Below are 13,597 nucleotides of genomic sequence, written 5' to 3'. Positions count from 1 at the left end.
AGCTAGCGACAGGCCGCCCGGAGGACCTTGTTGGGATCCCTGGGCGAGACCACGCCAATTCGGGAGCCGACCTTGACCATCACCCGCCGCGCCTTCACCACGATGCTGTCGCTGACCGGGCTTGCCGCGCTCGCCGGGCTCTCGCCGCTGCGGTTCATCTCCGAAGCAATGGCGCAGGCCGCCACCGATGTCGCCAAGCCGGTGTCGCTCCCCGACATGATGCTCGGCTCGAAGGATGCCGCCGTCACCATCACCGAATACGCCTCGATGACCTGCCCGCACTGTGCGGCGTTCAACGAGCAGGTGTTCCCGAAGATCAAGTCGGAATACATCGACACCGGCAAGGTGCGTTACATCTTCCGCGAGTTCCCGCTCGACATCAAAGCCGCCGCCGGCTCGATGCTGTCGCGCTGCATCGCCAAGGACGACGCGCCGAAATACTTCGCGGTCACCGACATGCTGTTCCGCCAGCAGAGCGACTGGGTGATGAAGAACACCACCGAGACCCTGACGCGGATCGGCAAGCAGGCCGGCCTCACCCAGCAGCAGGTCGAGGCCTGCCTGAAGGATCAGGCGCTGCTCGACAAGATCGCCGCCGACCAGAAATATGCCAGCGAGGTCTTGAAGGTGGATTCGACGCCGACGTTCTTCGTCAATGGCGAGAAGATCAAGGGCGAAACCTCGTTCGAGGAATTCGCCAAGAAGATCAATCCGCTGCTCAAGAGCTGATTCGCACGCCACAATCCTGATTCGCGCATCTCAAAGCCGTATCTTTCCCGGCGTAAATCCCTTGGGAAAAGCGGCTTTCGCCGGTTGCCCTCGCGGCGCACCGCGGCCATTGTCCAGCCGCATGAGGCGCCTCGCGCGACTCACCCAGAGAGTGACACTGCCTTCCATGGTATTGTCCCGGCAGGGGGATTCGCGCCTGCCAACAGAGATGCGTGCTTATGAAAATCACCCGCCTGCGCCTTCACGGCTTCAAGTCCTTCGTTGAGCCGACCGACTTCGTCATCGAGCCCGGCCTGACCGGCGTGGTCGGACCCAACGGCTGCGGCAAGTCGAATCTCGTCGAGGCGCTGCGCTGGGCGATGGGCGAGACCTCGTACAAGTCGTTGCGCGCCGCCGACATGGACGCGGTGATCTTCGCCGGCTCCGGCAATCGTCCGGCGCGCAACCACGCCGAAGTGACGATGACGATCGACAATGCCGATCGCACCGCGCCGGCGGCGATGAACGACAGCCAGCTGCTCGAAATCTCGCGCCGCATCGAGCGCGAGGCCGGTTCGGTCTATCGCATCAACGGCCGCGACGTGCGCGCGCGCGACGTGCAGATCCTGTTCGCGGACGCCGCCACCGGTGCGCGCTCGCCGGCCCTCGTCCACCAGGGCAAGATCGGCGAGATCATCCAGGCCAAGCCCGAGCAGCGCCGCCGCGTGCTGGAAGACGCCGCCGGCGTCGCCGGCCTGCATGCCCGCCGCCACGAGGCCGAGCTGCGGCTCAAGGCGGCCGAAACCAACCTCACCCGCGTCGAGGACGTGATCGGCCAGCTCGCAGGCCAGATGGAAGGCCTGAAGAAGCAGGCCCGCCAGGCCGTGCGTTATCGCGAGGTCGCGGCCAAGGTCCGCAAGGCCGAAGCCACCCTGTTCCATCTGCGCTGGATCGGCGCCCATGCCGACGTCAACGAATCCGGCCAGACTCACGATCTTGCGGTCCGCGAGATGGCCGAGCGCACCCAGCACCAGGCCGAGGCCGCCCGCATCCAGGCCATTCGCGCCGCCGAAATGCCGGCGCTGCGCGATGCCGAAGCACGCGCCGCGGCAGGCCTTCAGCGCCTGACCAATGCCCGCGAGCTGCTCGACCGCGAGGAAGAGCGCGCCAAGGAGCGCGTCGCCGAGCTCGAGCGCCGCCTCGCCCAGTTCGAAGGCGACATCTCGCGCGCCCAGCAGCAGACCATGGACGCCGATGTCGCGCTGCAGCGGCTCGACGCCGAGGACGCTGAGCTGAAGGAAGAAATCAAGTCGCGCGTCGAGAAGCGCTCCGGCGTCGATGAGCGTGTCGCGGAGGCCGAGGCCGTGCTGACCGAAACCGAGCAGCAGTTCGCCGAGCTCACCACCGCGCTCGCCGACCTCACCGCCAAGCGCAATCAACTCGAAGCCAACGTCCGCACCCACCGCGACAAGCTCGCCCGGCTCGACCAGGAAATCGCGAATGTCACTGCGGAAGAGCAGAAGCTTGCCGACGAGACCGGCGGCTTCGGCGATCTCGACGAGCTGACCGCGACGGTCGAGACCGCCGAGCAGACACTCGCGGCTTCGGAAGCCGCGGCGCAGGCGAGCGAAGCGGCCCACGTCGCCGCGCGCCAGACGCTGGAATCCTCGCGTTCGCCGCTGGTCGAGGCCGACAAGCGCGTGCAGCGGCTCGAGACCGAGGCGCGCACGATCTCCAAGATCGTCAACGGCGAGACCAAGAACCTGTGGCCGCCGATCATCGACGGCATCACCGTCGACAAGGGCTTCGAGAAGGCGATCGGTGCCGCGCTCGGCGACGATCTCGATGCGCCGATCGACCCGTCGGCGCCGATGCGCTGGACCAATGTCGGCATCACCGACGGCGATCCGGAGCTGCCCGAAGGCGTCGTTCCGCTCGCGAGCCACGTGCAGGCCCCGGCCGAGCTGACCCGCCGCCTGGCGCAGATCGGCGTGGTGCCGCGCGAGCGCGGCGCCGAGCTGGTCTCGCAGCTCAAGACCGGCCAGCGGCTGGTTTCGCCCGAAGGCGACGTCTGGCGCTGGGACGGTTTCGTCGCCGCGGCTCACGCACCGACCGGCGCGGCGCGGCGCCTTGCCGAGCGCGCCCGCCTCGTCGACATCGAGAACGAGCTGGAGCAGGCCCGCATCGACGCGCAGATCAAGCGCCAGGCGCTGGACAACGCCGAGTCCGAGCTGCAGATGGCGGCGAGCACCGAAGGCGCCAGCCGCGAAGCCTGGCGCGCCGCGCAGCGCGAGCTCAACGTCGCGCGCGAGCGCCATGCCACCGCCGAGCGCGAGATCAGCCGCCGCGCCGCGCGCAAGGCCACGCTGTCGGAGGCGCACAGCCGTCTCGCCGCCGACCGCGCCGAGGCCGAAGCCGCCTACGAATATGCCGAAGCCGGCATCTCCGAGCTGCCGTCGAGCGAGGACACCGAGACCCGTCTCGCCGCCGTCCGCAGCGACATCGAAGGCCACCGGCGCATGGCCGCCCAGGTCCGCGCCGAGGCGCAGGCGCTGGCGCGCGAAGCCGAGCTCGCCGACCGCCGCGTGCAGGCGATCCTCGCCGAACGCACCGAGTGGCAGAACCGCAAGGAGAGCGCGGCCTCGCACATCGACACCATCCAGGCCCGCATTGCCGAACTCACGATCGAACGCAGCGATCTCGAGAACGCCCCCGCCGTGTTCGCCGAGAAGCGCAGTGCGCTGATCACCGAGATCGAATACGCCGAGAACGACCGCCGCATGGCCGCCGACGCGCTCGCCACCGCGGAAACCGCGATGGCGGAGACCGATCGCGTCGCCAAGCTGACGCTCGAGGCGCTCTCCAGCTCCCGCGAGGCCACCGCCCGCGCCGAGGAGCGCATGGAAGGCGCAAGGCGCCGGCTCGAGGACATCGAGCGCGAGATCCGCGACATGCTGGAAGTCGAGCCGCAGGCCGTGGCCGGCCTTGCCGAGATCGAGCCCGGCGCGGAGCTGCCGCCGCTGCACGACATCGAGGAAGACCTCGAAAAAATGCGCCGCGATCGCGAGCGCCTGGGCGCGGTGAACCTGCGCGCCGAAGAGGAGCTGCGCGAGGTCGAGACCCAGCACACCGGCCTCGTCACCGAGCGCGACGACCTCGTCGAAGCCATCAAGCGGCTGCGCCAGGGCATCCAGAGCCTCAACAAGGAAGCACGCGAGCGGCTCCTGACCTCGTTCGAGGTCGTCAACAACCATTTCAAGCGCCTGTTCGTCGAGCTGTTCGGCGGCGGCGAGGCGGCGCTGCATCTGATCGAGAGCGACGACCCGCTGGAAGCCGGTCTCGAGATCATCGCAAAGCCCCCGGGCAAGAAGCCGCAGACGCTGTCGCTGCTCTCGGGCGGCGAGCAGGCACTGACCGCGATGGCGCTGATCTTCGCGGTGTTCCTCACCAACCCTTCCCCGATCTGCGTGCTGGACGAAGTCGACGCGCCGCTCGACGACCACAATGTCGAGCGCTACTGCAACCTGCTCAACGAGATGACCAGCTCGACCGACACGCGCTTCGTCATCATCACCCACAACCCGATCACGATGGCGCGGATGAACCGCTTGTTCGGCGTCACCATGGCCGAGCGCGGCGTGTCGCAGCTGGTGTCGGTGAGCCTGTCAGAGGCGGTGGACATTCTCGACCAGAACGTGGCGTGATACGGCTGGCCCAGAAATGACGGTGGGCGGACATGATCTCGCCCACACTCCCCTTTGAACTGAAGGCCGCCCTCGACGGCAAGCTCCAGGGTTTTTCGCGCACCGACGCCGCACAGCGATCGCAGAAAATCTCGACCACCTATCGCGCCGGCGGCGGCTCCGGCACGATCAGGTCCGAAGCCGATGCGCTCGCCTACGCGCTTGCGCGGATGCCGGCGACCTACGCGGCCGTGGCCGCGAGCCTGAACGCTTTGACCGAGATCGCGCCGGACCTCGTCCCGGAGACACTGCTCGACGTCGGAGCCGGTCCGGGCACCGCAAGCTGGGCCGCCGCGGAGGCGTTTCCCTCGCTGCAGGACTTCACCCTGCTCGACGCCAACGCGACCCTGAGCCGGCTTGCGCTCGAACTCGCGCGTGACAGCACGCGTCTGGCGGAATGTCGCTATCTGCCGGGCGATGCCGGCGCAAACCTCGCCCAAGCCTCGCAAGCCGATCTCGTCATCGCGAGCTATATCATCGGCGAGCTCAGCGAGGGCGATCAACGCAGCCTCGCCGATGCGATGTGGACGAAGGCGCGCCACGCGCTGGTCGTGATCGAGCCCGGCACGCCGGCCGGCTACGCGCGCATCCTCGCGCTCCGCCAGCAACTGATCACAGCCGGCGCCTTCGTCGCCGCCCCCTGCCCGCACGAAAAGCCATGCCCGCTCACGGCGCCGGATTGGTGCCATTTCAGCCAGCGCCTGCCACGCTCACAGGCGCACCGCCAGATCAAGGGAGCCGACGTGCCGTTCGAGGACGAACGCTTCGTCTACGTCGCCCTGACCCGCACGCCGCCCGAAAACCGCGCGTCGCGCGTGCTGGCGCCGCCGGATCTCGGCAAGGCCGAGATCTCGGCGAAGCTCTGCACCGAGGGCGGCATCGCCACGACGAAGGTGCCGCGCCGCGACAGGGCCGCTTATGCAAGCGCCCGACGCTGGCGCTGGGGCGATGCCGTCCTGTCCGAAAGTTAACCTCGTCACCCGCTTTTGCCTTGAACTCGGATGGCTCTCCATCCGACCAAATCCTACCTCCCCTCCGCGCCGGGGCTCTCGCCCTGCGCCATTTTGGTCTAGGCTAGGCTCGCCTTCTTCCCCCATCAGGAGTTCTCCATGTCGACCGGCTGGATCGTTCTCGGCGTCATCGTCGTACTCGTGTTCTTGGCCTTCAGCGCCTACAACCGCCTGGTGGCGCTGGGCCAGCGCGTCGGCCAGGCCTTTGCCGACATCGACGTGCAGCTCAAGCAGCGCCACGACCTCATCCCGAACCTGGTCGAGACCGTGAAGGGCTATGCCTCGCATGAGCGCGGCACGCTCGACGACGTCATCAAGGCGCGCAATTCGGCGATGTCGGCGCAGGGCCCGGCGCAGGTGTCGGCGGCCGAGAACCAGCTCTCCGGCGCGCTCGGCCGGCTGATCGCGCTGTCCGAGGCCTATCCCGACCTCAAGGCCAACGCCAATTTCCAGCAGCTCGCCAGCGAGCTTTCCGACCTCGAGAACAAGATCGCGGCAAGCCGCCGCTTCTTCAACAGCGCGGTCCAGGAATACAACACCGGCATCCAGCAGATGCCGGCCGCGTTGTTCGCCGGCATGTTCGGCTTCACCAGGAAGGACTTCTTCGATCTCGGCGCCAGCCGCACTGAGGTCGAGGCGACGCCGCAGGTGAAATTCTGAGTTGAGCCGATAGGCCGGCAGGGCATCGCGTCATGGCCGCGTATGGTCTCTACACGCACATCGCCTCGAACAAGTTTCGTTCGACGCTGCTGCTCGCCGGCCTGTTCGCGCTGGTCTACGTGCTGGTCTACGCGGGTGCGCTGGTCGCCGAAGTCGTCATCAACGGCAACGGGACCGTCGCTTATTATCTGAACCGGGCCTTCTACGACCTGCTTAAGGCCGCGCCGTTCGCGACGATCGCAGCGGCCGTCTGGGTCGTGATCGCCTATTTCTTCCACCAGTCGATGATCGACGCGGTGACCGGCGGCCACGACGTCACCCGGCAGGAAGAGCCGCGGCTCTACAACCTGCTCGAAAATCTCTGCATCTCGCGCGGCATCACCATGCCGAAGCTGAAGATCATGGAGAGCCCGGCGCTGAACGCGTTCGCGACCGGCCTGAACCCGCGGCAGTATTCGGTCACTGTCACCACCGGTCTCCTCGATGCGCTGAACGACAAGGAGATCGAGGCGGTGCTGGGCCACGAGCTGACCCACATCAGGAACGGCGACGTGCAGCTGATGGTCGTCGCCGTCATCATCGCTGGCGTGGTCGGCTTCTTCGGCGAATTGTTCTTCCGCGTGTTCACGAATTTGAGCTGGAGCTCCGGCGGCTCGTGGTCGTCGGGGTCCTCCTCGTCGTCGCGATCGTCCTCTTCGTCGAGCGACAGCAAGAGCTCAGGTGGCGGCGCCGTGATCGTCATCATCATCGCGGTCGTCCTGATCGTGGTGGCCTGGCTGCTGTCGCAGGTGGTGAAGCTCGCACTGTCGCGCTCGCGCGAATACCTCGCCGACGCAGGCTCGGTCGAGCTGACGAAAGATCCTGATGCCATGATCTCGGCGCTGCGCAAGATCGAGAACCGCGGCGAGTTGCCGGGCGCGACCTCGGCGGTCATGGAACTGTGCGTCGACAACCCGCGCGAGGGCTTTGCCGATCTGTTCGCGACCCACCCCTCGGTGCAGTCACGGGTCGATGCGCTGGTCAAGTTTGCCGGCGGCCACGATCCCGGTCCGCTGCCGCCGCCTGCGGACGAGCCGGACGAGCCTGAGGCTCAGGCCAACGAGCAGGACGGTCCGCCGCCGCTGCGCCAAGGGCCTTGGGACGATACAGGCGGCTCAGCCAGTCCACCGCCCGTGCCTGCACCCAGCTCCGCCGGAACCGCGGGCGGTAATCCGGTGGACAATCCCATGGGTCCCTGGGGCCGTCATTGAGCAGGCGATTTCCCGCCACGCGCGACAGTTTCACCGCGGTTGGGAAAAACCTCGGGAATTGCCGCAACCGGGGCCTCCGGAATTGAATTCTCCCTTGTTTCTGCCATGTTCGCGCCCAACAGCAGACTTGGGACATCTTTGGGACATCGATTTGGAGCCCGGCCGATTGCGACCTCGCGATCGGGGGCGCGCGTTAGGGGACAGCAATGGCAAAGCCGGCAGTGGTTGTGGTGGGCGCAGACAAGGGCGGGGTCGGCAAGACCACGGTGTCGCGCACCTTGCTCGATTATTTTTCCGCCAACAACGTGCCGACCCGCGCCTTCGACACGGAGTCGCCGCGCGGAACCCTGAAGCGCTTCCACCCTGACATCACCGAGATCGTCGACATGACGACGACGGCCGATCAGATGAAGATCTTCGATACGCTCAACGCGACGAGCCCGTCGGTCACCGTGATCGACGTCCGCGCCGGCCTGCTCTCGCCGGCGCTCGCCTCGCTGCGTGACATCGGTTTCCTCGACGCCGCCAAGGCCGGCCAGATCACCTTTGCCGTATTCCACATTCTCGGACCCTCGATCGCCTCGCTGGACGAGATCGCCGAGACTGCGGGTTTCATGACCGGCGCAAAATATTTCCTGGTGAAGAACTTCATCAACGACACCCAGTTCTTCCAATGGGACCAGGCGACCTACAATTCCTACTTCCACCGCATCAAGGACGCCACCGAACTGACCATCCCCAAGCTCAACGAAATGGCCTATGAGCAGGTCGAGGTGTCCTCCGTCCCGTTCCTGAAATTCGTCGCCAACAAGGGCATCAACGACGAGGCCGCGAATTATTCGTTCGTGCTGCGCGGTTATGTCCGGCACTGGCTCGCCAACGTCTGGAGCGAGTTCGACCGCATCCACCTGACTGACATCGTCGGATCCAAGCCCAGCTCCCGCAACAGCGAAAAATAGTTGCGCAAGCCGGGCGGATGCGGCTGGATTGGGCGGCAAGTTGGCCTGATATAGCTGTCGATGCCCGCGACACCCGTCTACATCATTTGCTCGCCCCGCCCGCAGGTCGGCAAGACCCTGCTGGCGCGGCTGCTCGCCGAATTCCTGCTGCTCAAGAACGGCAACGTCGCGGCCTTCGACGTCAACCTGAAGGAGCCGTCACTGCTCGACTATCTGCCGAAGATCACGGAAACCGCCGACGTGATCGACACCTACGGCAAGATGCAGCTGATGGACCGCGTCATCGTCGATGACGGCCTTGCCAAGGTGATCGACCTCGGCTTCCACGCCTTCGACGAGTTCTTCAAGATGGCCGGCGAGATCGGCCTGTTGAAGGAGGCCGCGCGCCGCCATGTCGCGCCGATGATCCTGTTCGTTGCCGACACCGACCGCGTCTCGGCCCGCGCCCACGAGATGCTGCGCGACCAGATCCCGCGGATGAACCTGATCACCGTGGACAATGAGTACATCGTGCGCGGCGAGCTGCCGGTCGCGATGGCTACCGGGCGGGTATTCCGCCTGCCAGCGCTGCCCGGCTTCCTGAAGACCTATGTCGACCGGCTCAACTTTTCCTTCACCGGCTATCTGCGCCAGGAGAAGGACGCCTCGACCGAGCTGCACCAGTGGACCCGGCGCAATTACCTTGCTTTCCGCGAGCTCGAGCTCAGCCTGATCCTGCAACGGTCCTGAATATTTACCCGGGCAATATTGACGTCTGGCGTCCCAAGCCGTACTGAGTGCGCATCAGCGTCCCTCAGCAAGGCCCTTCACCGTGAGCATCGACCGGAAAGCTGCGATCGCCGCCTACAAGGAGCGCAAGACCGTTGCGGGCATCTACGTCGTCCGCTGCGCGGCCTCAGGCCAGGCCTGGGTCGGCCAAGCCCCGAACCTCGAGACGATTCAGAACCGCATCTGGTTCGCGCTGCGCCAGGGCAGCCACACCTGCCGCAGCCTCCAGGCCGCGTGGAACGCGCATGGCGTGGCGGGACTGACGTTTGGCGAATGCGAGCGTCTGGAGGACGAGGAGACGGCCTATGTCAGGAACGCGCTGCTGAAGGAGCGCGCGCTGCACTGGCGGGCCGAGCTGAAGGCCGAAGCGATCTGAACCTCTCAGTGCCCTTCGAACGTCATCAGCGTGCGCACCGGCACGTCCATGGAGCGCAGCTTGGCGGCGCCGCCGAGCTCGGGCAGGTCGATGATGAAGCAGGCAGCGACGACATTGGCGCCGATCTGGCGCAGCAGCTTCACCGCGCCTTCCGCAGTGCCGCCGGTGGCAATGAGGTCGTCGACCAGGATGACGCGCTCGCCGGGCGAAATGGCGTCGACATGCATCTCCATCTCGTCGATGCCGTATTCGAGCGAGTAGGCGATGCGCACGGTGGTGTGCGGCAGCTTGCCTTTCTTGCGGATCGGCACGAAGCCGGCCGAGAGCTGGTGCGCCACCGCGCCGCCGATGATGAAGCCGCGCGCCTCCATGCCGGCGACCTTGTCGATCTTGTTGCCGGCCCAGGGATTGACCAGCTCGTCGACCGCGCGGCGGAACGCGCGCGCGTCCGCGAGCAAGGTCGTGATGTCGCGGAACATGATCCCCGGTTTTGGATAATCGGGAATGGTACGGACGCTCGCCTTCAGATCGTGGTCAAAGGTCATTGGTGCCTCTCAATCAACGCGTGCGTCCAGCCGGAACGCATTCTCGACAATCCTCAAGCCCACCTCGCCACTGAGCGACATCAGCGATTCCGGGTGGAATTGCACGCCGGCGACCGGCAGGGTCTTGTGCTCCAGCGCCATGGCGACGCCGTCCTCGGTGCTGGCCGTCACGTTCAGCACGTCGGGCATGCTGTCGCGCTCGACAAAGAGCGAGTGATAGCGGCCGATGACGATCTCGTTCGGCAGATTGCGCATCAGCCGCCCGCCGCGGACCTGCACCCGCGAGGGCCGGCCGTGGGCGGGATGCGTGAGCTGGCCGAGCTCGCCGCCGAAATATTCGCCGATCGCCTGCACGCCGAGGCAGACACCGAACACCGGCAGCTTGTTTTCCAGCGCGGCATCGATCGTCTTCTTGATCCCAAAGTCCTCAGGGCGTCCGGGTCCGGGTGACAGCACCAGCAAATCCCACGTCTTTCGCTTGAGCATGTCGAGCGCATGCACATGGCGGACCACAGTGACGTCGGCACCGACCTGGCGGAAATAATCCGCCAGCATGTGCACAAAACTGTCGTCATGATCGATCAGCAGCACTCGCTTGCCGCTTCCGGTCGCATCGGGTGCAAAGGCCGACAGCGGCTTCGGCGGATCGCCGCGCAGCGCCTGGAACAGGGCCGCCGCCTTGACCTGGCATTCGCGGTCCTCCGCCGCCGGATCGGAATCGAACAGGCAGGTCGCACCGACCCGCACTTCGGCCAGACCGTCCTTCATGCGGATGGTGCGGATGGTGAGGCCGGTGTTGATGCTGCCGTCGAAATTCACCGCGCCGATCGCGCCGGCATACCAGCGCCGCGGCGAACGCTCGTGATCCTCGACGAACTGCATCGCCCAGAGTTTGGGTGCGCCCGTGACGGTGACGGCCCAGGCATGGGTGAGGAACGCATCGAGCGCGTCGAAGCCGGGGCGCAGCATGCCCTCGACATGATCGACTGTGTGGAACAGCTTTGAATAGGTCTCGATCTGCCGCCGCGCCAGCACCTTGATCGTGCCGGGAACGCAGACGCGCGCCTTGTCGTTGCGGTCGACGTCGGTGCACATGTTGAGCTCGAACTCGTCCTTCTCCGAGTTCAGGAGCTGGCGGATCTGCTCGGCATCGCCGATCGCATCGGTGCCGCGCGCGATCGTGCCCGAGATCGGGCAGGTCTCGACGCGGCGTCCGTCGGAGCGCACGAACATTTCGGGCGACGCCGAGACGAGAAACTCGCCGTCGCCGAGATTCATCAGCGCGCCGTAGGGCGAGGGGTTGATGACGCAGAGCCGCTGGAACACTTCGGCCGGCGAGCGGTCGCAGGGCTCGGCGAAGAGCTGGCCCGGCACCGCCTCGAACAGGTCGCCGCGGGCAAAAGCCGCGCGCGCGGTCTCGACGGTGGCCTGATATTCGCCGGGCGCGTGATCGGCAAAGCCTTGACGCGGCGTCTTGAGGTACGGGCTCTCCGCGGTCTCGTGCGGCAGGCCTGCGGTGGATTTGCCCTTCCAGGCGAAATCGTAGGTGAGCACGACGCCGCGGCCGGTGGCGCGGTCATAGGCGAGCAGGCGATCAGGAACGTAGAGCACGATGTCGCGCTGGTCGCTCTCACGCGCGCGCTTCTGCACGAGGTCCTCGATCTGGAACACGAGGTCGTAGGCGAAGGCGCCGAACAGGCCGAGCAGCCCGTCGTCATTGGCGGAGAAGGCGGCGACGAGATCGCGCACCAGCGACATCACGCTGGCGCGCCGCGTGCGCTGGTCCTCTTCGATCGGCGCGTCGCCCCGGATGATATGGCCGCCAAGGCGCGTGGCAGTCTTCTCGGAGATCACCACGCAGGGATCGCGCAACACGTCGGCGAGGAATGCGATCAGCACCTGCCCGCGCTCGTTGAGCGCCTCCAGCGCAAAATTGAAGCCCGTGGTCTCGAGCTTGAGCGGCGGATCGGAAAAGCCGAGATCGAAGCTCTCGTATCGACCCGGCACAGTCGTGCCCGACGACAGCACCACGCCGCGGCGGCGGTCGAGCAGGTTGACGAGGTCGTCGAGCCTGTTGGCACCGCCGGTAAATTGCTCCGCCACGCGCGTGATCGCCAGACCGGCGCGGGTCACGTAATCGCTTTTGGGCGGGAGGGCAAAGACTGTCCTGTTCATGTCGTCCTCTTACGAAACTTGCCGAGGGAACGCCACACAGGACAAACGATCAGGCCGCCGCACTGCGTGGGCGACCTTGGACGATTTTGGGAAAAGAAATCGCACCGGCCACCTCTCAGGAGGTGCGCCACCAAAGACGGGCTGGGCGGACGGCGGTGCTCATAGGGCGGATACTCACCATGGCCCGGGGATGGCGTCAAGGGTGGCCAGACCGCCTCGATCACCAAAATGGCGCTGACCGCGTTGCGGATTATGCCCGGATCTGCAGGCTGTCGCGCCCCACAGCCGCCTCGGCGGCATGTCGTTCGATTTCGGCTCGCGTCACTATGAGCGCGGCCTTGCCGTCAGATCCAATCATGTTGGCGCGGTCGCTCAAGGTTTCAATCAAAACGCAGGTATTCCCTGTGACCGCATACCATGCCGCCCGGTCGTCGCTCACGTTCAATGCCGTGATCATCGCCGCCGGATCCAGACCTGACTTCCGCAACAGCAGATCGATCGCTTCGGCCGCAAAGTTTTGCTCGGCGATTCTCGAGAAATTCCGGATTGTGTCAGCCCCCACAGTTGACAGCCGCGCGCCCACTAGCGGACTGCGCGTGGCAAGTTCATAAAGTCGTCCACCCGCCTCGTCAAAGACGCATAGCCGCGAGCCCTTGTTGGTCTTAATGCCGAAGGCCCTGCATGGCTCTCCCTCCACATCCATGTCGAATCCCGGAAGAATCATGAGATTGAGTTCCGGGTCAGGCATCACGGCCCCACACGCCGCGGCGACGGTCAGCTCCAGGCGGTCGGTCATCTGGTAGCTGATCTGGCGAACACCCAGCCAGATCCGGCGTTGCGACAGATGCGGATTGAGCTGCGCAAGCCGCTCGATTTCGGAGGCGTATTGCTCCTTTGCTACGGCGCGCAATTCGGGCCAGTTCGCGATCCATCGGGCCGCGAGTGGCGTCATCGGCTTAAGTCGCTCGGCCTCATAGAAGCGAGTGTCAAGCGCGTTGAGTTCCGCAGCGCGATTTTCGAAACCGTTTTGTAGCGCAGCCTCGCCGGGGTGTGCCTCCACCCACGCGATCATCTCCTGCAATATCTGGTGTTGCGCGCTCGCTCCCATGGCCTTCAATCCAGCGACCGCATCGCCGGATGTCGTCTGCAGCATCGCGATGCCCGTGTTGCCGATGAACTGACTGTGACCGCCATTGTTGACCTGAGCGAGATAAAAGTCCGCGTGATAGGCTTGTATAGCCACGGCCGGTAGCTCACGTCCCGAGTAAACGCCGACACGTTGAATTTCGTTGACGTAGTCGACCACAGCGCCAGTCAGATATTTGGCCTCCGCGGGGTCCAGAGCCGCTTCCAGCGCCTTGCGAGGCACGACAACCGTCGTCAAGCGTCCCTCTACAATCATC

The 13,597-nt window shown here is 65.7% G+C and carries 11 protein-coding genes; 8 read left to right on the top strand and 3 right to left on the bottom strand.

Annotation, left to right across the window (positions count from 1 at the left end; genetic code table 11):
- Positions 1-72 precede the first annotated feature (72 nt).
- The 8 genes from OC450_RS04640 to OC450_RS04605 all read left to right on the top strand — a co-directional run bounded on the left by OC450_RS04640 (position 73) and on the right by OC450_RS04605 (position 9,474).
- Complete coding sequence (locus OC450_RS04640) at positions 73-729, top strand: DsbA family protein (protein WP_256807929.1); 657 nt, start codon at positions 73-75, stop codon at positions 727-729.
- A 218-nt stretch (positions 730-947) separates the two neighbouring features.
- Positions 948-4,412: a chromosome segregation SMC family protein gene (locus tag OC450_RS04635; RefSeq protein ID WP_211386809.1), complete on the top strand. Its 3,465-nt coding sequence runs from the start codon at positions 948-950 to the stop codon at positions 4,410-4,412.
- Between the two features lie 32 nt (positions 4,413-4,444).
- Positions 4,445-5,422 carry a small ribosomal subunit Rsm22 family protein gene (locus OC450_RS04630; RefSeq protein ID WP_262047271.1) on the top strand — a complete coding sequence of 326 codons (978 nt, stop codon included), beginning with the start codon at positions 4,445-4,447 and terminating at the stop codon, positions 5,420-5,422.
- 138 nt (positions 5,423-5,560) lie between these two features.
- The gene (locus OC450_RS04625) at positions 5,561-6,121 is read left to right on the top strand and encodes a LemA family protein (protein ID WP_211386811.1); all 561 of its coding nucleotides are present in this window, start codon (positions 5,561-5,563) and stop codon (positions 6,119-6,121) included.
- Positions 6,122-6,153: 32 nt separating this feature from the next.
- The gene (locus OC450_RS04620) at positions 6,154-7,371 is read left to right on the top strand and encodes a M48 family metallopeptidase (RefSeq protein WP_211386812.1); all 1,218 of its coding nucleotides are present in this window, start codon (positions 6,154-6,156) and stop codon (positions 7,369-7,371) included.
- 206 nt (positions 7,372-7,577) lie between these two features.
- Positions 7,578-8,330, top strand: a complete 753-nt coding sequence (locus OC450_RS04615) for a hypothetical protein (RefSeq protein ID WP_211386813.1) — start codon at positions 7,578-7,580, stop codon at positions 8,328-8,330.
- A 60-nt stretch (positions 8,331-8,390) separates the two neighbouring features.
- Positions 8,391-9,059 (top strand): hypothetical protein, encoded by a 669-nt coding sequence (locus OC450_RS04610; RefSeq protein WP_211386814.1) that lies wholly within the window; start codon positions 8,391-8,393, stop codon positions 9,057-9,059.
- Between the two features lie 82 nt (positions 9,060-9,141).
- Positions 9,142-9,474, top strand: a complete 333-nt coding sequence (locus OC450_RS04605; protein ID WP_211386815.1) for a GIY-YIG nuclease family protein — start codon at positions 9,142-9,144, stop codon at positions 9,472-9,474.
- A 5-nt stretch (positions 9,475-9,479) separates the two neighbouring features.
- On the opposite strand, the gene OC450_RS04600 is transcribed toward OC450_RS04605, so the two are convergent.
- The 3 genes from OC450_RS04600 to OC450_RS04590 all read right to left on the bottom strand — a co-directional run bounded on the left by OC450_RS04600 (position 9,480) and on the right by OC450_RS04590 (position 13,578).
- Complete coding sequence (locus OC450_RS04600) at positions 9,480-10,019, bottom strand: adenine phosphoribosyltransferase (RefSeq protein ID WP_211386816.1); 540 nt, start codon at positions 10,017-10,019, stop codon at positions 9,480-9,482.
- A gap of 9 nt (positions 10,020-10,028) precedes the next feature.
- A complete protein-coding gene (locus OC450_RS04595; RefSeq protein WP_211386817.1) occupies positions 10,029-12,194 on the bottom strand; it encodes an anthranilate synthase component I in 2,166 nt (721 codons plus the stop codon).
- Between the two features lie 250 nt (positions 12,195-12,444).
- Entirely contained in the window at positions 12,445-13,578 is a 1,134-nt protein-coding gene (locus OC450_RS04590; RefSeq protein ID WP_262047270.1) for a DMP19 family protein, read from the bottom strand.
- Between the last annotated feature and the right edge of the window lie 19 nt (positions 13,579-13,597).

The organism is Bradyrhizobium sp. Bra78 (assembly GCF_024519855.1).
Classification (GTDB): Bacteria; Pseudomonadota; Alphaproteobacteria; order Rhizobiales; family Xanthobacteraceae; genus Bradyrhizobium; species Bradyrhizobium japonicum_G.
The sequence above is the reverse complement of the archived record's forward strand: the minus strand, read 5'-3'. Positions and strand labels throughout refer to the sequence as shown.